Below are 16,920 nucleotides of genomic sequence, written 5' to 3' on the forward strand. Positions count from 1 at the left end.
CGAAGTCGCTGATCTGTCGGTGGCTCATGGCAGGGTAACGGGTGTAGGCGCTACCCCGGCCCGCGTTTGCCGGGTGCGCGGATGATCGCGATCCGTTCGTGGGCCCGGACTGTCCGGCGCGCTGGATGCGTTGTGGTGAGGGAGGTTTGATGAACGGCAAGTTGTCGGCCGAGGGCGATCCGGCGGCGGATGCGGTGCCGTCGGCCACCGGTGCGGGCGTGCTCGACCCGGCGGCCGAGGCCGGGCCGGGGCGGATACTCCGGATCGCGGTGCCGACCCTCGGCGTGCTCGTCGCCGAGCCGATCTATCTGCTGTTCGATCTCGCCGTGGTCGGGCGGCTCGGCGCGCTCGCGCTGGCCGGGCTCGCGGTGGGCGGATTGATTCTGGCGCAGACGAGTTCGCAGTTGACGTTCCTGTCCTACGGCACGACCGCGCGGGCGGCGCGCAAGCACGGCGCGGGTGACGAACGCGGTGCGGTGGCCGAGGGCGTACAGGCGACCTGGCTGGCGATCGCGGTCGGCCTGCTGATCCTGCTGCTGGTTCAGCTCTTCGCGGTGCCGCTGACCAGTGCGATCGCCGGTGGTGGGGATATCGCCGACGAGGCGCTCGACTGGGTACGAATCGCGTTGTTCGGGGTGCCGCTGATCCTGATCTCCATGGCGGGCAACGGATGGTTGCGCGGGGTGCAGGAGACCCGGCGGCCGCTCATCTATGTTGTTGCCGGGCTTGGTGTTTCGGGTGTGCTGTGTCCGGTGCTCGTGCACGGGCTGCTCGGCGCGCCGCGGCTGGAGTTACCCGGCTCCGCGGTCGCGAATGTGGCCGGTCAGCTGGTGATGGCCGGGCTGTTTCTGAATGCCCTTGTTCGGGAACGGGTTTCGCTCGCGCCGCACTGGTCGGTGATGCGTGCGCAGCTGGTCCTCGGCCGGGACCTGATCGTCCGCAGCCTCGCCTTCCAGGCCTGCTTTGTCTCCGCCGCCGCCGTTGCCGCCCGCTTCGGTGCCGCCTCGGTCGCCGCGCATCAGCTGGTGCTGCAACTCTGGAATTTCCTTGCGCTCACCCTGGATGCGCTCGCCATCGCCGCCCAGACGCTGGTCGGCGCGGCGCTCGGCGCGGGCGACGCACCCGGTGCCCGCGCGCTGGCCCGGCGCGTCACCGGCTGGTCGGAAATCTTCGCGCTCGGTCTCGCCGCGTGCTTCGCCGCGGGTGCCGGGCTGATCCCGAAACTGTTCACCGACGATCCCGCGGTGCTGGACCGCACCCACGTCACGTGGTGGTTCTTCGTATGCATCATTCCGGTGGCAGGCATCGTGTTCGCCCTCGACGGCGTCCTGCTCGGCGCGGGCGACGCCGCCTACCTGCGCACCACCACCCTCGGCTCGGCCTTGCTCGGCTTCCTGCCCGCGATCTGGCTGTCCCTGGTCTTCGACTGGGGCATCGCCGGAATCTGGTCCGGCCTGGTCGCTTTCATGCTGCTGCGCCTGATAGCTGTCTCCTGGCGTGCCTGGTCCGGCCGGTGGGCTCGCGTCGGATCCGAAGTCCCAAGTCCCGTCCGCAACGCCGGATAACTAACGAAACCCCGACAGCGCCCGAGGTCTCGCGTGCGGAGCGACCCGCTTAGACCCGCGTAAAGGTGCTGAAGATCCGCACCTGGACTAGGGATCCACACTCGGAATAGGGCTGTATTCCGAGTGCGGGGTGCAGATTTCGCCGTTGGGGTGGGTCAGCTGTTGGTGAGGAAGCACTGGTCGTTGGGCAATGCTTCGACTGTCGCGGCGGGCACCGTTATTTTGGCGCAGGCCAGGGTCGGGTAGGAGTTCGGCGTATCGCTATCGGCCGGGAAGTCGGCGCAGTAGGTGAGGGCCAGATGCTCGCCCGCGGCCAGCGGGCGGGTCAGCGTGAAGTCTGACGGCGCGGGCTTGCGCTCGGACAGCGCGTTCTGCCGCGGATCGCCGTCGATCAGCAGCGTGCACTGGACCGTGCCGTCGGCTACGTCGGTGCTGATCTGGCTCAGCGTCGCGGCGACGGTTTCGCCGGCGAGTTCCAACTTCGCGCTGCTCGGTGGCGTAATGGTCGCTCCGGCCAGGCCGGGAACGGCGAGGACAATGGCTGCCGCGGCCGATGATGCCACGACAATCCCTCGGAAAGTGTTGCGTGCGATCATGTTCGGACAACCTACCGGGTGGTGGGTCGATATCCGCGAGGTAGCGGGTTCCGAGACAAATGCCTCATTTCGGTTTGACCGGGCTCTCGACGGTCCATCCCGCATGGCGCACCGCTCGCGTCGCGAGCCACCCGGCCGGGGACGCGCGGCGGGGTGGCAGGCGAAGAACGGGGCGGGTGTGCCAAGGTAGATATGGTGATACCCAAGTTGATGGCGGTGAGCGACATTCACGTCGGGCACCAGGGGAATCGGCCGGTGGTCGAGCAGATTCATGCCGACTCGCCGGAGGACTGGCTGATCGTGGCCGGGGACGTGGGGGAGAAAACCGACGACATCCGGTGGGCGCTCGAGCTGTTGCGTCGCCGCTTCGCCAAGGTGATCTGGGTGCCCGGCAACCACGAGCTGTGGACGACGGCGAAGGACCCGGTGCAGATGACCGGCGTCGCACGCTACGACTACCTCGTGTCGATCTGCCGGGATCTGGACGTGCTGACCCCGGAGGATCCGTTCCCGGTGTGGGAGGGTGCCGGCGCCGAGCAGCACGGCGGCGCGGTGACGGTGGCCCCGCTGTTCCTCCTGTACGACTACTCGTTCCTGCCGAAGGGCGCCACCACCAAGGCGGAGGGGCTCGCCATCGCGCGGGACCGCAACGTGGTGGCCACCGACGAATACCTGCTCTCCGCCGACCCCTACCTCACCCGTGACGCGTGGTGCCATGCCCGCGTGCAGGTCACCAAGCGCAAGCTGGACGCGTTGCCCGAAGGCACGCCGCTGGTGCTGATCAATCACTTCCCGATGGTCCGCCAGCCGACCGACGTGCTGTTCTACCCCGAGTTCGCGCTCTGGTGCGGCACCGAACTGACCGCCGACTGGCACACCCGCTACAACGTGCTCTGCTCGGTCTACGGCCACCTGCACATCCCGCGCACCTCGCACTACGACGGCGTCCGCTTCGAGGAGGTGTCCCTCGGCTACCCCCGCGAATGGCAGCGCCGAGGCCTCCCCGAACGCCTGCTCCGCCAGATCCTCCCCGCCCCGGAATATCCGCCGGGCTCGCTGAACGAGTGGGGCGGACACTTCAAGGTCACCCCGGAGATGGAAGCCGCCGCCGCGGAGATGCGCGCCAAAGCCGAGCGTCGCCGCGGGGTGTGACCGCCGGCAGTCGCGAAGCTGGTCGACCGGGTGAGTGCGGGCGGCTCGCCGCGTGACCGGTTGCCAGCTCCCGCACGACAATTTGATTACCAACGCGACTACTGATTTGGTGGGTACATGGGTAACTCGTCGGGTGCGGGCACACTCAGCCACTCGTTGACCGCCGGACGCCATTCGTACGTGGGTGGCTCACGAGTCCGGCCTGAAGTTTCGAGGAGGCGGACGAGTTGATCGAGAACATTTTGCCCGCGGGTGTCGCGTCGGCTGAGCTGCTGGAGTATCCGGAGGACCTGAAGGCGCATCCGGCGGAGGAGCATCTCATCGCGAAGGCGGTGGAGAAGCGGCGCCGGGACTTCATCGGGGCCAGGCATTGTGCGCGGCTGGCGCTGGCCGAGCTCGGCGAACCGCCGGTGGCCATCGGCAAGGGGGAGCGGGGCGCGCCGATCTGGCCGCGCGGGATCGTCGGCAGCATGACGCACTGCGACGGGTATCGGGCCGCCGCGCTGGCGCACAAGATGCGCTTCCGGTCGATCGGCATCGACGCCGAGCCGCACGCGGCGCTGCCGGAGGGCGTGCTGGATTCGGTGAGTTTGCCGCCGGAGCGAGAGTGGTTGAATACCACCTATTCCGGGCTGAACCTGGACCGGCTGCTGTTCTGCGCCAAGGAAGCGACGTTCAAGGCGTGGTGGCCGCTGACCGATCGCTGGCTCGGTTTCGAGGACGCGCACATCACCTTCGAGATCCAGGACAGCTCCGAGGATTCCGGCCACGGCACCTTCCACAGCGAGCTGCTGGTGCCGGGACAAACCAACGATGGTGGGGTGCCGTTGATTTCGTTCGACGGCCGGTGGCTGATCGCCGACGGGTTCATCCTCACCGCGATCGTGCACGCCTGATGGACGGTCTCGGCGGGCTGCTGATCGTCGACAAGGACAGCGGCATGACCAGCCACGACGTCGTCGCGAAATGCCGGAAGCTGTTGCACACCAAGAAGGTTGGGCACGCGGGCACGCTCGACCCGATGGCGACCGGCGTGCTCGTGCTCGGCGTGGAACGGGCTACCAAACTGCTCGGCCTGCTCACGCTGACCACCAAGGCGTACACCGCGACCATCCGCCTCGGCCAGGCCACCACCACCGACGACGCCGAGGGCGAGGTGCTCTCGACCGCTCCGGCGCTGCATCTCGCCGATGACGAAATCGCCACGCACACGGCGAAACTCACCGGCGACATCGAACAGGTGCCCGCCACCGTGAGCGCTATCAAGGTGAACGGCGAACGCGCCTACGCCCGGCACCGCGCGGGCGAAGAAGTGCAGCTGGCGGCCCGCCCGGTCACCGTGTCCCGCTTCGACATCCTCGCCCGCCGCGACGTCGAGGACGGCGCGTTCGTCGACCTCGACGTGATCGTCGAATGCACCTCCGGCACCTATGTGCGCGCCCTGGCCCGTGACCTCGGCGCCGCACTCGGCGTCGGCGGCCACCTAACGGCCCTGCGCCGCACCAGGGTTGGCCCTTTCACCCTCGAACACGCCCGCACCCTGGCCGATTTGGCGACAGCCGCCGAATCGGAGGCCGCCATGCTCAGCCTCGACATGGACGAGGCGGTGCGAACCGCGTTCCCGCACAGGGAGATCGACGACGCCCAAACCAACGACCTCCGCAACGGCCGCTGGCTGGACCCCATCGGCCTCCCCGGCATCTACGCCGCGATCGATCAGGAAGGTCGGGCGATCGCCCTGCTCCAGGAGAGCGGCAAGCGCGCGGCGTCCGTAATGGTCGTCCGCCCGTCCAATCTGTAGCCCTGCGGCAGGTGCCCGTCGGCCTGCTCGCGTAGGCGGCGTGCTCGAAGACGCAGGCGGACTCTGGTCTCGACCGGGCGATGCGGGCACGGCCGCGCCCGAGCTATCGTTACCTCGACAGGGCGGCAGCGTGCGTGATGACCGTGTGCAGGCCGTTGCCCAGCGAGGTTTTGGAAGCCGATCATGACTGCTTCGCCACGGCTGCGTGGAGATCGGGTCCAAGGATCGGCTGCAGGGCGCCGAGGAGTGAGTTGACGCTGATTTCGAGCAGTTCGGCGCGGGTGAAATGGCGATTCTCCAACCATTCGACCGTCAGTACCCGGACGAAGGTGAGCCAGCTCAGCAGCACGGAGGACACCTGGGTTCGGGTGGCTCCTTCGACGCCGATGGCGTCGAGGAGCCGACGGCGCAGTTCGCCGAGTTCGCCCGCGATGATGGTTTGGATGGTGGGATCGCCCGCGAGGACGCGATTCGCCGCGAGCACGCTGTTGGCGTTGGCCTCGAAGTAGTCGAAGTGGGTGTTCAGTCCGGCGGCGAGTTGCTCGGCGAGCGGCCCCCCGTTGTCGAGGGGCGTGGCGACCAGTAGTTGGTCCGCGGCCTGCTCGTAGACCCCGGCGAAGAGGTCGCGCTTGCTCGGGAAATGGCGGTAGAGCAAGGCCCGGGAGACCCCGGCGGTCGCCGCGACGTCCTCCATCAGAACCGCGTCGTAGGCGCGCTCGGCGAACAGTCGCGCGCCCGCTGCCAGCAGCACCTGACGGCGCTTGTCGGGGGACAGGCGGCGGCGAGTGCTCATGTCGAAAACTCTAGTTGACGTCTGTCTACTTAGGGTCGTAGGGTCTGGTAGTAGACAAACGTCAACTTGCGCGCGGCCGGTGCTGAGAGTGGTAATCCGCTGTCCGTCAGCAGGATTCGTCGCACGTCCGTGGAGGGCAGCATGGCAACCGCACTCAAATGGCTTTCGATGACGATGGGTGTCGCCTGCGTCGCGATCGGCATCTTCCACCTGGCGGCAGGCATCGACGGCATCCCCGACATGGGTGACGACGGCGCCACCGCCGACAGTCAGACCAGGTTCTTCGGCGCGATCTTCCTCGGTTACGGCGTCGTCTGGATCTGGGCCGCGCGCCAGACCCCGATCCCGGCCACCGTCATCCGCTGGCTCGCGAGCATCTTCCTGCTCGGCGCCGTCGGCCGCTTCATCTCCGTCGCCGTCTACGGCTGGCCGCACTGGTTCCAGATCGCCCTCACCGCCATCGAGGTCGCCCTCCCACCGATCTACCTCTGGCTCGCCACCGCCGACGAAAAGCGCACCGCCACAACCCCAATGGCAGGCAGCGCCCCGGCGTTCAGCTGACGCGGGCGCGTGCTGAGCCGTCTATCTGACGAGTGCGCCGAACGAGGGCTTGGTATTGGGGTAGTCCCGCCGTCGGTCTACTTTTGGCTTGCCACCGCCGACGAAAAGCGCACCGCTACAACTCCTATGGCAGGCAGCGCCCCGGCGTTCAGCTGACGTGGGCGTGTGCTGAGCCGTCTATCTGACGAGTGCGCCGAACGAGGACTTGGCATTGAGGTAGTCCTGCCGCCGGTCTGTTTCTGGCTCGCCATTGCCGACGAAAGCTCGCCGCTACAATCTGCGGTGGCAGGCACCACCTTCGGTTGACGCGGGCGCGTGCGGAGCCGTCTGCCAGGCGTGGCAGGCAGGACGACTGCGCCGAACGAGGACTTGGCCGCAGTGAACCGCGACTGTGTCGCGGTCGGTGAATCTGGTCTGAGCTGCTCTCCGGCAAGGGAATCCGTACAGTGTGCACTGGCCGCTCGACGGTGCGACAGTGGGAGGCAGTGGGCAATGGGTGAACGACCGATCGATATGTTCGAGCTGTGGGATCGGGACGGCGATGGGCTCGTCTCGGTCGCCGACATCACCGCGGGTATCCGGTCGCTCGGCCTCGCGGTCGACGACGATGCCGTGCAGCGGATGGTCGCCGCCGCCGACACCGACGGCGACTTCCTGGTCTCCCGAGCCGAATTCGATGCCGCGCTGGTGGGCGGTCGCATCGAGGTGACCGACGCCGACGCCGCGTTCAAGGTCTTCGACACCAATCAAGACGGCCGCATCTCGGTCGAGGAACTCGAATCCCTCATCCGCCACGTCGGCGAGGGCCGCATCGACGAGCCCGCCGCCGACCTCCTAACCGCCGCCGACCAGGACAACGACGGCTACCTCTCCCTCCCCGAATTCCGCACCCTCCTCAACTTCCTCTCCCACTGACCGCCACCGACCGCGCCGCCACCCTGATCGCCCCGCCAGCCGACCGGTAGCGATTCGCCGACCGGGACATGATGGCGGCAACACGCCGATCCGCCCGCCCTCATATCCCGTTCGCAGCGGTAGCCAGCGCCACCCTGGGATCGCTTGGCTGCCAGGAGTTTCGCCGAGCGGGATGTGGTGGCGGCGACACGCTGATAATCGTGCCGTCCGGCCCCGTTCGCGGGGTCAGGCTTCGGCTGGTACCGAGTTCCTGTCGGCGGCGATGGCTCGGACCGCATCCTGCATGTGGTCGATCAGCAGCTTTCTGGCTCGGGAGGCGGGGCCGGTGCCGATGGCGGTGCGCAGGTGGACGTGCTCGCGGGCCTGTTCGGTCAAGTCCGGATTTGTTGTCTGCAAGGCGCCCAAGCACATTCGGGTCTCGATCAGCAGGGTCCGGGCGGCGCGGGCCAGCCGGGGACTGCCTGCGCTGTCTACCAGGGCCACATGGAAGGCCTGGTCGGCGTCGGAAAGGGCGGCGGCGTCGCCTATTTCGGCGGCCGCGCACATCTGGGTGACGCTGTCGCCGAGCGCCGCGTAGGCGATATCGCGGCGGCCGTCCAGGATCAGTTCCAGCGCACCACCTTCGATGGCGGTCCTGGCCTGGTAGATGTCGACGACGTCGTCGATGGTCAGGTCGATGACGAAGATGCCGCGATGGCGAATGCTGTGCAGCAGCCCCTCGGAGACGAGTCGCTGCATCGCTTCGCGTACCGGCCCGCGCGACACGTCGAAGCGGGCCGCGAGGTCGGCCTCGCCGAGTTGGTCGCCCGGTGCGAAACTGCCGCGCATGATCGCCTCGCGGAGCCGATCGGCGATCACCTCCGCCGTGGACTGTCTGCTGACCGGCTCGATCTCAACGAGCGGCATGCGCGTGCCTTTCTGTGAACAGGGTGCCGAGGGCCGGGCAGGTCACGGCGGCGCCGGCCAGCCGAAGCCCCGCCCAGATGGTGACCTGGTTGGCGGTGAGTACGGGCTTGCCGAGGGCGGCTTCGAGTTCCGGCAGCACGGCAAGAGTATGCATGGCGGTATCGGGGATGAGCAGCGCCTCGGCGTCGGGATGATCGTTGGCCACCGCGAGCTGCCGTACCTGGTCCGCGTCCAAGGTGCCGACCTCGGCGGCGGTGTCGATTCCGGCGCTGCGCATGGAGACCACCTGGATCCCGGCGTCGGCGAGGAATTCGACGAACAGCGCCGCGACGTCGTCCGGGTAGCTGGCCGCGATGGCGACACGGTGCACACCGAGTGCGCGCACCGCGTCGACGAAGGCGAGGCTGGTGCTGGTCGCCGGCACCCCGGCGGCCGCGGCCAGCGCGTCGACCTGATCACGGGCACCGCGCGGTCCGTAGACGAAACTGCCTGAGGTACAGGCCCATACGACTGCTTCCGGCGCGTGCGGGGCGAGTAGTTCGGCCCCGTGCCGCAGCTTGTCCGGGCTGCCCAGATCCAGCAGTTCGGGGATGGCGTGCAAGTCGGTGCCGTAGATATGCGCTACCGGCAGGCCCGCGCCGAGCGCGGCGGCGGCCAGCGGGTAGTCGTCCTCGGCCGCGTGATCCGGGTAGATGAAACCGATGGTGGGTGTCCGCATGTCTGTTCTCCCGATCAGAAGACGTTCAGTAGCCATTTGCCCGGACCCATCATCGGCAGCTTCATCCGGCCGAGGCAGGCCCACATGGTGAGCTGGTTCGCGGTGAGCACGGGTTTGCCGAGTGCTTGTTCCAGTGGCTCGATGACGTCGTAGGTTGGCAGGTTGGTACAGCTGACGAAGATGGCCTGGGCGGCCGGATCATCGGCACCGACGATGCGTTCGGCGATGGTGCGGTAGTTGACTTTCCAGATGCCACCGCCCAAGCCGAGATGGTCGGAACGGATGACGCGGCAGCCCGCTTCGCCGAGGAAGTCGTGCAGCTTGTTGGTCAGGATCTCGTCGTACGGGGTGAGCACCGAGACCCGGCTGATGTCGAGATGGCGGATCGCCTCGATCAGCGCCCCCGAGGTGGTAACCGCGTCCAACGCGCCTGCCGCGCAGATGGTTTCGCGCAGCGACCGCTCGTACTCCAGGCCCTTGATGAAGCTGCCCGAAGTGCACAGGTAGGCAACGACTTCCGGTTCCACGTGTAGCACATCGCGGGTCGCGGTGGTCAAATGCGCTGGGTTCGATACCAGTTCGGCCATCGCCAGGGAGACCGGAACCGGCTCGTAGGGCGTTCGGGCCAGGTGCAGGCTGACCTCCATCGGTGCCCAGCGCCAGAGCTCACGTTCGAGCGCGAGGTCGAACGGAGCGATGATGCCGATGCCCCGTTGGGCGACGGGGCCCTCGATATCCGGAAAGCTGAGTTCCACTCCGGCCCCTCTCGCACTCAGCTGCGTTGACCTCCGAGCAGAGTCGGATTGTTGACAATCATACGATGCGATCTTACTGTGTCAATGTGGAAACGGGCCCCATTGTCACCGTCCTGCACAGTGACCGCGTGCCCGAGGCGGAACTGATGGCCGCCGTGTCAGCTCGGGCGACTGTGCGCTACACCGAGGCATCCGGTCTCGCGGTGGCGCTGCGCGGTGCCGACGTGCTGTTCGTCTACGACTTCCTGACCCGCGCGATCCCCGGCGCGTGGCCATCGGCCGACCGGCTGCGCTGGTTGCACATGGGATCGACCGGGGTGGACCCGGCGATGTTCCCCGAACTGCGGGCCAGCGACGTCGTCGTCACCAATACGCGCGGTCTGTTCGACACGGCCATCGCGGAATACGTGCTCGGGCAGATCCTCGGTTTCGCCAAGGACCTGCCCCGATCGATGCGCAGGCAGCTGCGCCACGAGTGGGAGCATCGCGAGAACGAACGGGTCGCGGGCAGCACGGTCCTCATCGTCGGCACCGGCTCGATCGGCCGGGCCATCGCGCGATTGCTGCGCGCGGCCGGGATGAACATTCGCGCGGTCGGCCGCCGAATGCGCTCGGACGACCCAGATTTCGGCACGGTTGGCACCGACCTCTACGCCGAGCTACCGGTGGCCGACTATGTGGTGGCGATCGCCCCGCTGACGCCGCAGACCCGGAAGATGTTCGGCGCCAGAGAATTCGCCGCGATGAAACCACACGCGAGGTTTGTCAACGTGGGCCGCGGGGAACTCGTAGTTACCGAAGATCTGGTCGCCGCACTCGGCGCCGGATCGATTGCGGGGGCGGCGCTCGATGTGGTCGACCCCGAGCCGCTGCCGCCCGACCACCCGCTGTGGGATCTGCCGAACGTGTCGATCACACCGCACAATTCGGGCGATTTCATCGGCTGGCGGACCGATATCGTCACCGCGTTCGCCGAGAACTTCGACAACTGGATCGCCGGCCGGCCACTGCAGAACGTGGTCGACAAGGAGCTGGGGTACGTGCCCGGCTGAAGGAGCCCATACATGAGCGAACGTAGTGAGCGAATCATGTGCCAGCGCGCCGTAGGTATGGCGGAGCCGAGCGCGAGCGAGGCGCAGCCATGAGCTACCCCGACATCAATACTCCGACCGACCCGGCGGCGATGACCGCCGTCCAGCTGGTCTCGGCGTACGCGGCGGGCGCGCTCTCCCCGGTCGAGGCGACCGAGGCCGTGCTCGACGCCATCGCCACCCGCGATCCGGACGTGAACGCGTACTGCCTGGTCGACCCCGATCGGGCGTTGGTGCAGGCCAAGGATTCCGAGGGGCGATGGCACTCGGGGCATGCCCGCGGGCTGCTCGACGGCGTCCCGATCTCGATCAAGGACATCTTCCTCACCGAGGGCTGGCCGACCAAGCGTGGATCCACCTCGGTGGACCCGGCCGGACCGTGGACAGTGGACAGTCCGGTCGCGGCTCGGCTGCGCGAGGACGGCATGGTGTTCCTCGGCAAGACGACGACGCCGGAGATCGCCTGGAAGGCGGTGACGGACAGCCCGTTGACCGGTGTCACCCGCAATCCCGTCGACCCGAGGACGACCGCGGGCGGTTCGTCCGGTGGTAGTGCCGCCGCCGTCGCCGGCGGTATGGGACCGGTCTCGGTGGGCACCGATGGCGGTGGCAGCATTCGCATTCCGGCGGCGTTCTGCGGCATCGTCGGCTTCAAGCCGACACACGGCCGGATCCCGTTGTATCCGGCAAGCCCGTTCGGTCCGCTCGCGCACGCGGGGCCGATGACGCGGACCGTCGAGGACGCCGCGCTGCTGATGGACATCCTGTCGCTGCCCGATCCACGCGACCCGACGAGCCTCGCGCCAACCCTGACGACCTTCCGCGGGCAGGTCGTTCGCGATGTCCGCGGCCTCACCGTCGCCTATTCGCCGACGCTCGGCTACGCGACGGTCGACCCCGAGGTCGCCGAACTGGTCGACGCGGCGGTACAGAAGCTCGCCGACGCCGAATTAAGGGTTGTCGCAAGCGATCCCGGCTTCGCCGATCCCCGCGAGGCATTCGAACTGCTGTGGGCGGCGGGCGCCGCCACCATGCTGTCGAAGTTCCCCGAGGGTTCGCGCGACCGGGTCGATCCGGCACTGCGCGAGGTCTGGGCACAGGGCGACGAAGTCAAAGCTGTCGACTATCTCGCCGCCCGCAACGTAGCCGCCGAAATCGGCATCACCATGGGCGCCTTCCACACCGCCTACGACGTACTGATCACCCCGACAATGCCGATCACCGCCTTCGAAGCGGGTCACAACGTCCCGCCGGGCAGCGGCCTGACAACCTGGCCCCAGTGGACCCCATTCACCTACCCCTTCAACATGACTCAGCAACCGGCCATCAGCATCCCCGCCGGCATCACAAAAAACGGCCTCCCCGTCGGCATGCAAATCATCGGCCCCCGCCACTCCGACGACCTGGTCATGGCCGTAGCCCGCTACGCCGAACGCATCCTCGCCCCCTGACCACCGCCGCTGCGGCACTAGAGGTTTCGACAGCCGAGGTTGGTCAAAAGGTCGCTTGTTGATCTTTGGCAGCGACCTTTTGACTCACCTCAACTAGGAGCTATGGGGTGCGGGCGAAGGAGAGGGTTTCGCCGGAGACTCCGTGTAGCCAGAGGTCGTTGCAGGCGGCGGCTATGTCGGCCAGGCCGTCCTCGATTGTGGCGAATACGTTGCCGGGGACCCAGCCCATGTCGCCGTTGATGAGTAAGTTGTTGCGGCCGTAGAAGATTGCGAGGTCGGTGGCGCCTTGGTCGTGGTGGGCGGTCGAGCCGGGTTCGTAGCCGTAGGCGGGGTTGCCGATTTCCCAGGCTTCGAAATCGAACAGGCAGACGTCGCCGGGGATGGGGGTGACGGTCGGGTTCTCCCGGTGCGGGGCCGCGGCGATGCGGGGGACCAGCGTGTACACCTCGTTGCGGGCGTACTTGGCGTGGAACGCGTCTCCTTCCTGCGGCAGCGCGTCCCACACCGCGGCGCAGGTGTGCGGGGCCTCCGCGTCGAGGAGCCGGGCGCGGCAGGTGACGGCGGCCTTGGTCAGGGTGATGGTGATATAGCGGGCCATCGGATTCTGCTTTCTGGTCGTCGGTCGGGGCGTTCGGGTCGAGCGGTGCGGCCAGTCGGCTGAGCGCGGCCGCTGTGTCTAGAGCTCGGCCAGTACTTCGGTCCAGATCGCGAGCGCGTCCTCGATCTGAGTATCGGTCACGATCAGCGGCGGGATCATCCGCACCACGTTCATGTGCGCGCCGCAGGTGAGCAGCAGCAACCCCTTCTCGACCGCGAGGCGTTGCGCGGCACTGGCCGTCTCGGTGTCGGGTTCGCCTGTCGCGGTAGTGAATTCGGCACCGGCCAGCAGTCCGAGGCCGCGCACGTCGCCGATCGCCTTGGTGGCGCTGGTCCGCAGTCCGGTCAACAGCTGCGCGCCGCGTGCCGCCGCGTTGTCCACCAGGTGCTCGGCTTCGATCACCTCGAGGGTCGCCACGGCCGCGGCGCAGGCCACGGCATTGCCGCCATAGGTGCCGCCCTGCGAGCCGGGCCACGCCTTGGCCATCAGCTCGCGCGAGGCCGCGATGCCGGACAGCGGGAACCCGCTGGCGAGTCCCTTCGCGATGGTGATGATGTCGGGCCGTACCCCGAAGTGCTGATGTCCGAAGAACTTTCCGGTGCGCCCGAAGCCGGTCTGGATCTCGTCGATGACGAGCAGGATGCCGTGCCGGTCGGCCCGTTCCCGCAGCCCGCGGAAGAACTCCGTATTGCCCGGAATGTAGCCACCTTCGCCGAGCATCGGCTCGACCACGAACGCGGCGGTTTCCGCGGGCGAGGTGATGGTCGCGAACAGGTAGTCGAGCTCGCGCAGCGCGAACGCGGTGGCCTCCGCCTCGGTCCAGCCGTAGCGGTACGCGGTCGGGAAGGGCGCCACGTGCACGCCGGACATGAGTGGACTGAACCCGGCCGAGAATCGGGTGCCCGAGGTCGTCATGGTCGCCGCCGCGACGGTGCGGCCGTGGAAGCCGCCGTGGAAGACCACCACGTTCGGCCGTCCGGTCGCCTGGCGGGCCAGTCGCAGCGCCGCCTCGATCGCCTCGCTGCCGGAGTTGGCGAAGAACAGCGTGTCCAAGCCGTCCGGCAGCACCGTGCCGAGGCGTTCGATGAGCCGCAGCATCGGCCGGTGCATGACGGTGGTGTATTGGCCGTGGATCAGGCTGGCTACCTGGGCCTGGGCCGCCGCGACCACCTGCGGATGGCAGTGCCCGGTGCTGGTGACGCCGATGCCCGCGGTGAAGTCGAGATAGCGGCGCCCGTCGGTGCCGTAGAGGTAGCAGCCTGACCCGTGGTCGACGGTCACCGGGGTGGCCTGCCGCAGAACGGGCGAAAGTTCGGTCATGGTGATCCGCCTCCCGGGAAGTGGTGCGCTCAACATCCGCAGATTGTCTATTGTCGGATTGTTGACAATATGCATAACATGGCGACAGCGGCCGCAGCAATAGCCTGCGGCCGCGCCCGGTAGCGAAAGGAGTCCGGCGCCGATGCTCACCGAGACCTTGTCCGCCGCGGAGCGGGCCGTAATCGACACTGTGCCAACGGGTTTGTATATCGACGGCCAGTGGTGCGAGACGACCGCCGAGCTACCCGTCCTCGATCCGGCCACCGGCCAGCCGCTGTGCGCGGTCGCCGACGCCGGCCCGCAGGACGGACTCGACGCGTTGGCCGCCGCAGCCGCGGCTCAATCGGCGTGGGCGGCGACACCGCCTCGGCAGCGCGCCGATGTCCTCATGCGCGCACACCACGCGTTACTCGGCGACACCGACCGCCTCGCGCTGATCATGACGCTCGAGATGGGCAAGCCACTGGCCGAGGCGCGCGGCGAAATCGCCTATGCGGCAGAGTTTTTCCGCTGGTTCGCGGAGGAAGCCGTCCGCCTCGACGGCGGCTACCTGCCCGCACCCACCGGCGGCGCGCGGTTCCTGGTGACCAAGCAGCCGGTGGGCCCGAGCCTGCTGATCACGCCGTGGAATTTCCCGATGGCGATGGGCGCCCGCAAGATCGCGCCCGCGCTGGCCGCCGGCTGCACCTGCGTGGTGAAACCCGCTGAGCAGACACCCTTGTCGATGCTCGCGCTCGCGGACCTGCTCGATCGAGTCGGCGTGCCGCGCGGGGTCGTCAACGTGCTCACCACCGCCGACCCCGGCGCGCTGATGACGCCGCTCATCCTGGACAGCCGCTCGCGCAAGCTGTCGTTCACCGGCTCGACCGCGGTCGGCAAGCGGCTGCTCGAACAGTGCGCGCGGACGGTCATGCGCACCTCGATGGAGCTGGGCGGCAACGCGGCGTTCATCGTGTTCGACGACGCGGACCTGGACGAGGCCGTCGAAGGCGCGCTCGCGGCGAAGATGCGCAATATCGGGCAGGCGTGCACCGCCGCGAACCGAATCTTCGTGCAGCGCGGCATCATCGACGAGTTCTCGGCACGACTCGCCACTCGGATGGCCGCGTTGCCGATGGGCCGGGGCACCGAGCCCGGGGTTGTCGTCGGTCCGCTCATCGACGCGGCGGCGGTGACCAAGGTGAGTGAGCTGGTCGCCGACGCGTGCCGCCGCGGCGCGCGGGTGCTGACCGGCGGTGCCGCGATCGACGGGCCTGGCAACTTCTATCTCGCGACCGTGCTGACCGGGGTGCCCGACGACGCGGCGATGTGCCACACCGAGATCTTCGGGCCGGTCGCGTCGATCGCCGTCTTCGACACCGAGGACGAGGTCGTCGCGCGCGCCAACAACACCCCGTACGGGTTGGTCGGCTACGTCTTCACCGAGCACCTCCGCCGCGGGTTGCGCGTCTGTGAGGCCTTGGAGACCGGCATGGTCGGCCTCAACCAGGGCGTCGTGTCCAACCCCGCCGCGCCCTTCGGCGGCGTCAAAGAATCCGGGCTGGGCCGCGAAGGCGGTTCGGTCGGCATCGACGAATTCCTCGAGACCAAATACATCGGAGTGCGCCTGTGAACGACTGCCGCTACCGCATCGCGACCATCCCCGGCGACGGCATCGGCGTCGACGTGACCGCGGCCGCCGTCGCGGTGCTCGACACCGTGCTGCCCGGGATCGAGTGGACCGAATTCGATTGGTCCTGCGCGAATTACCTGCGCACCGGCCAGATGATGCCGCCGGATGGGCCGGAACTGCTGGCCGGGTTCGACGCGATCCTGCTCGGTGCCGTCGGGTTTCCCGGTGTGCCGGACCATGTTTCGCTGTGGGGGCTGCTGATTCCGTTGCGGCGCGCGTTCAGTCAGTACGTCAACCTGCGTCCGGTCCGGTTGCTGCCAGGCACCGAGTCGGCGTTGCGCGACCGGACCGCCGCGGACCTGGACATTCTCATCGTGCGGGAGAACTCCGAGGGCGAATACTCCGAGATCGGCGGTAAGCACAATCCGGGCCGGTACGACGAATTCGTGCTGCAGGAGTCGGTTTTCACCCGGGTCGGCTGCGAACGGATCATCCGGTACGCCTTCGAGCGGGCCCGCGAACGCGGCGGCCGCTTGTGCTCGGCCACCAAGTCGAACGGCCTCATCCACTCGATGCCGTACTGGGACAGCGTGTTCGAGCAGATCGCCGTCGAATACCCCGACGTGGCGACCCGGCAGATGCATGTCGACGCGCTGGCCGCCGAGATCGTGCTGCACCCGGACCGCCTGGATGTGATCGTCGGCTCGAACCTGTTCGGCGACATCCTGTCCGATCTGGCCGCCGCGGTGACCGGTGGGCTCGGACTGGCACCGTCGGGCAACATCAATCCCGAGGGTGCGTGCCCGTCGATGTTCGAGGCGGTGCACGGCAGCGCGCCCGATATCGCCGGGCAGGGCATCGCCGATCCGGTCGCGCAGATTCTCGCGGGCGCGATGCTGCTCGACCATCTCGGCGAACACGCCGCGGCCGCGGCGGTGGACCGGGCCGCCTGTGACGTACTCGGCGCGGGCCAGGTCCGCACTCCGGACCTGGGTGGCACCGCGACAACTACGGAATTGGCCACGGCCATCGCAAGTCGCGCCGCCGAATTGGTCGACGCGGTAGGCGCCGAATCGGGCTGAGCGA

The 16,920-nt window shown here is 68.0% G+C and carries 17 protein-coding genes; 10 read left to right on the forward strand and 7 right to left on the reverse strand.

Features of this window, described 5'->3' with window-relative positions:
* The first annotated feature begins 149 nt into the window (after positions 1-149).
* On the forward strand, positions 150-1,565 hold the full coding sequence (locus ACIBCN_RS16575; RefSeq protein WP_396992388.1) for an MATE family efflux transporter: 1,416 nt from the start codon (positions 150-152) through the stop codon (positions 1,563-1,565).
* 155 nt (positions 1,566-1,720) lie between these two features.
* Here ACIBCN_RS16575 and ACIBCN_RS16580 read toward each other — a convergent pair whose 3' ends face one another.
* Entirely contained in the window at positions 1,721-2,128 is a 408-nt protein-coding gene (locus ACIBCN_RS16580; protein ID WP_396992389.1) for a hypothetical protein, read from the reverse strand.
* A gap of 225 nt (positions 2,129-2,353) precedes the next feature.
* Here ACIBCN_RS16580 and ACIBCN_RS16585 point away from each other — a divergent pair, with 225 nt between their 5' ends.
* The 3 genes from ACIBCN_RS16585 (at position 2,354) to truB (ending at position 5,114) form a co-directional block, all read left to right on the forward strand.
* Positions 2,354-3,313 carry a metallophosphoesterase family protein gene (locus ACIBCN_RS16585; protein ID WP_396992390.1) on the forward strand — a complete coding sequence of 320 codons (960 nt, stop codon included), beginning with the start codon at positions 2,354-2,356 and terminating at the stop codon, positions 3,311-3,313.
* A gap of 227 nt (positions 3,314-3,540) precedes the next feature.
* Positions 3,541-4,209: a 4'-phosphopantetheinyl transferase Npt gene (npt, locus tag ACIBCN_RS16590; RefSeq protein ID WP_396992392.1), complete on the forward strand. Its 669-nt coding sequence runs from the start codon at positions 3,541-3,543 to the stop codon at positions 4,207-4,209.
* Positions 4,209-5,114 (forward strand): tRNA pseudouridine(55) synthase TruB, encoded by a 906-nt coding sequence (gene truB / locus ACIBCN_RS16595; protein ID WP_396992393.1) that lies wholly within the window; start codon positions 4,209-4,211, stop codon positions 5,112-5,114. The genes npt and truB overlap by 1 nt, the downstream gene beginning before the upstream one ends.
* Before the next feature lie 181 nt (positions 5,115-5,295).
* On the opposite strand, the gene ACIBCN_RS16600 is transcribed toward truB, so the two are convergent.
* On the reverse strand, positions 5,296-5,907 hold the full coding sequence (locus tag ACIBCN_RS16600; RefSeq protein ID WP_396992394.1) for a TetR/AcrR family transcriptional regulator: 612 nt from the start codon (positions 5,905-5,907) through the stop codon (positions 5,296-5,298).
* 141 nt (positions 5,908-6,048) lie between these two features.
* On the opposite strand from ACIBCN_RS16600, the gene ACIBCN_RS16605 reads away from it, so the two are divergent.
* The gene (locus tag ACIBCN_RS16605) at positions 6,049-6,468 is read left to right on the forward strand and encodes a DUF4345 domain-containing protein (RefSeq protein ID WP_396992395.1); all 420 of its coding nucleotides are present in this window, start codon (positions 6,049-6,051) and stop codon (positions 6,466-6,468) included.
* A 492-nt stretch (positions 6,469-6,960) separates the two neighbouring features.
* Positions 6,961-7,383: an EF-hand domain-containing protein gene (locus tag ACIBCN_RS16610; RefSeq protein WP_396992396.1), complete on the forward strand. Its 423-nt coding sequence runs from the start codon at positions 6,961-6,963 to the stop codon at positions 7,381-7,383.
* 225 nt (positions 7,384-7,608) lie between these two features.
* Here ACIBCN_RS16610 and ACIBCN_RS16615 read toward each other — a convergent pair whose 3' ends face one another.
* The 3 genes from ACIBCN_RS16615 to ACIBCN_RS16625 are packed head-to-tail and all read right to left on the reverse strand — an operon-like array spanning position 7,609 to position 9,762.
* On the reverse strand, positions 7,609-8,289 hold the full coding sequence (locus ACIBCN_RS16615; protein ID WP_396992397.1) for a GntR family transcriptional regulator: 681 nt from the start codon (positions 8,287-8,289) through the stop codon (positions 7,609-7,611).
* Complete coding sequence (locus tag ACIBCN_RS16620; protein ID WP_396992398.1) at positions 8,276-9,007, reverse strand: maleate cis-trans isomerase; 732 nt, start codon at positions 9,005-9,007, stop codon at positions 8,276-8,278. Before ACIBCN_RS16620 ends, ACIBCN_RS16615 begins: the two co-directional genes overlap by 14 nt.
* 14 nt (positions 9,008-9,021) lie before the next feature.
* Positions 9,022-9,762: an Asp/Glu/hydantoin racemase gene (locus tag ACIBCN_RS16625; RefSeq protein ID WP_396992399.1), complete on the reverse strand. Its 741-nt coding sequence runs from the start codon at positions 9,760-9,762 to the stop codon at positions 9,022-9,024.
* 86 nt (positions 9,763-9,848) lie between these two features.
* On the opposite strand from ACIBCN_RS16625, the gene ACIBCN_RS16630 reads away from it, so the two are divergent.
* Both ACIBCN_RS16630 and ACIBCN_RS16635 read left to right on the forward strand, forming a co-directional pair.
* A complete protein-coding gene (locus tag ACIBCN_RS16630) occupies positions 9,849-10,814 on the forward strand; it encodes a D-2-hydroxyacid dehydrogenase (protein ID WP_396992400.1) in 966 nt (321 codons plus the stop codon).
* Between the two features lie 104 nt (positions 10,815-10,918).
* A complete protein-coding gene (locus ACIBCN_RS16635) occupies positions 10,919-12,304 on the forward strand; it encodes an amidase (RefSeq protein WP_396992594.1) in 1,386 nt (461 codons plus the stop codon).
* 100 nt (positions 12,305-12,404) lie between these two features.
* Here ACIBCN_RS16635 and ACIBCN_RS16640 read toward each other — a convergent pair whose 3' ends face one another.
* Both ACIBCN_RS16640 and ACIBCN_RS16645 read right to left on the reverse strand, forming a co-directional pair.
* Positions 12,405-12,902 (reverse strand): DUF3830 family protein, encoded by a 498-nt coding sequence (locus ACIBCN_RS16640; RefSeq protein WP_396992401.1) that lies wholly within the window; start codon positions 12,900-12,902, stop codon positions 12,405-12,407.
* 78 nt (positions 12,903-12,980) lie between these two features.
* The gene (locus tag ACIBCN_RS16645) at positions 12,981-14,222 is read right to left on the reverse strand and encodes an aspartate aminotransferase family protein (protein ID WP_396992402.1); all 1,242 of its coding nucleotides are present in this window, start codon (positions 14,220-14,222) and stop codon (positions 12,981-12,983) included.
* Between the two features lie 142 nt (positions 14,223-14,364).
* Here ACIBCN_RS16645 and ACIBCN_RS16650 point away from each other — a divergent pair, with 142 nt between their 5' ends.
* Positions 14,365-15,834 carry an NAD-dependent succinate-semialdehyde dehydrogenase gene (locus ACIBCN_RS16650; RefSeq protein ID WP_396992403.1) on the forward strand — a complete coding sequence of 490 codons (1,470 nt, stop codon included), beginning with the start codon at positions 14,365-14,367 and terminating at the stop codon, positions 15,832-15,834.
* Positions 15,831-16,916 (forward strand): tartrate dehydrogenase, encoded by a 1,086-nt coding sequence (locus tag ACIBCN_RS16655; protein ID WP_396992404.1) that lies wholly within the window; start codon positions 15,831-15,833, stop codon positions 16,914-16,916. Before ACIBCN_RS16650 ends, ACIBCN_RS16655 begins: the two co-directional genes overlap by 4 nt.
* Positions 16,917-16,920 lie beyond the last annotated feature (4 nt).

The sequence above is a fragment of the Nocardia sp. NPDC051052 genome (genome assembly GCF_044456045.1).
Taxonomy (GTDB): domain Bacteria; phylum Actinomycetota; class Actinomycetes; order Mycobacteriales; family Mycobacteriaceae; genus Nocardia.

Bases quoted from the DNA above. Each gene is read 5' to 3' on its own strand.
- ACIBCN_RS16585 (WP_396992390.1), top strand. From the start codon at position 2,354: ATGGTGATACCCAAGTTGATGGCGGTGAGCGACATTCACGTCGGGCAC.
- truB (WP_396992393.1), top strand. From the start codon at position 4,209: ATGGACGGTCTCGGCGGGCTGCTGATCGTCGACAAGGACAGCGGCATG.
- ACIBCN_RS16615 (WP_396992397.1), bottom strand. From the start codon at position 8,289: ATGCCGCTCGTTGAGATCGAGCCGGTCAGCAGACAGTCCACGGCGGAG.
- ACIBCN_RS16605 (WP_396992395.1), top strand. From the start codon at position 6,049: ATGGCAACCGCACTCAAATGGCTTTCGATGACGATGGGTGTCGCCTGC.
- ACIBCN_RS16645 (WP_396992402.1), bottom strand. From the start codon at position 14,222: ATGACCGAACTTTCGCCCGTTCTGCGGCAGGCCACCCCGGTGACCGTC.
- ACIBCN_RS16610 (WP_396992396.1), top strand. From the start codon at position 6,961: ATGGGTGAACGACCGATCGATATGTTCGAGCTGTGGGATCGGGACGGC.
- ACIBCN_RS16650 (WP_396992403.1), top strand. From the start codon at position 14,365: ATGCTCACCGAGACCTTGTCCGCCGCGGAGCGGGCCGTAATCGACACT.
- ACIBCN_RS16575 (WP_396992388.1), top strand. From the start codon at position 150: ATGAACGGCAAGTTGTCGGCCGAGGGCGATCCGGCGGCGGATGCGGTG.
- ACIBCN_RS16640 (WP_396992401.1), bottom strand. From the start codon at position 12,902: ATGGCCCGCTATATCACCATCACCCTGACCAAGGCCGCCGTCACCTGC.
- ACIBCN_RS16600 (WP_396992394.1), bottom strand. From the start codon at position 5,907: ATGAGCACTCGCCGCCGCCTGTCCCCCGACAAGCGCCGTCAGGTGCTG.
- ACIBCN_RS16620 (WP_396992398.1), bottom strand. From the start codon at position 9,007: ATGCGGACACCCACCATCGGTTTCATCTACCCGGATCACGCGGCCGAG.